Source organism: Muricoccus vinaceus, assembly GCF_042433125.1.
GTDB classification, from domain to species: Bacteria; Pseudomonadota; Alphaproteobacteria; order Acetobacterales; family Acetobacteraceae; genus Roseomonas; species Roseomonas vinacea.
In genome coordinates this window covers 1-759 of sequence record NZ_JBHLVZ010000122.1, presented here as the reverse complement: position 1 = coordinate 759, position 759 = coordinate 1, and the positions used below count along the sequence as shown (strand labels likewise).

General features: G+C 77.2%; 1 protein-coding gene. It reads left to right on the top strand.

Annotated features, from left to right (window positions below; genetic code table 11):
- A partial coding sequence (locus tag ACFFIC_RS29885) for a methyl-accepting chemotaxis protein (protein ID WP_377057267.1) occupies window positions 1-759 on the top strand: 759 nt, incomplete at both ends.

The window sequence follows — 759 nt, the reverse complement described above, 5'->3', positions numbered from 1 at the left end:
GGTGCTGCGTGGCGTGGCCTCGGCGGCGGTGGAGCTGGACGCGACGGCGGGCGAGCTGGCCGGCACGGCGCAGGCGGGGGTGGAGCGCGCGGTGTCGGTGGCGGCGGCCTCCGAGCAGGCGAGCGCCAACGTGCAGACGGTGGCGGCCTCGGCCGAGGAGCTGGCGGCCTCGATCGCCGAGGTGTCGCGCCAGGTGGGCAGCTCGGCGGAGGTGGCGCGGCGGGCGGCCGGGGACGCGCGGGCGACGGACGGTGCCGTGCAGCGCCTGTCGGAGGCCGCGCGCGGCATCGGCGACGTGGTGCGCCTGATCAGCGACATTGCCGGTCAGACCAACCTTTTGGCGCTGAACGCCACCATCGAGGCGGCGCGCGCGGGGGAGGCGGGTCGTGGCTTCGCGGTGGTGGCGAGCGAGGTCAAGACGCTGGCGGCCCAGACCGCGCACGCCACCGAGCAGATCGGCGCCCAGATCGCGGCCATGCAGGGCGAGACCGGGCGCGCGGTGGAGGCGATCGGCGGCATCGTGCGCACCATCGAGGAGATGGGCGGCATCACCGCCCAGGTGGCGGCGGCGGCCGAGCAGCAGAGCGCGGCCACCCAGGAGATCGGTCGCGCCGTGGCCGAGGCCGCGAGCGGCACCCAGGACGTGTCCCGCCACAGCGCCGGCGTGACCGAGGGCGCCGAGCGCACCGGCGCCGCCGCCACCCAGCTCCGCGCCGCCTCGGGCGAGCTCGCCCAGCAGTCCGAAACGCTCCGCTCCAA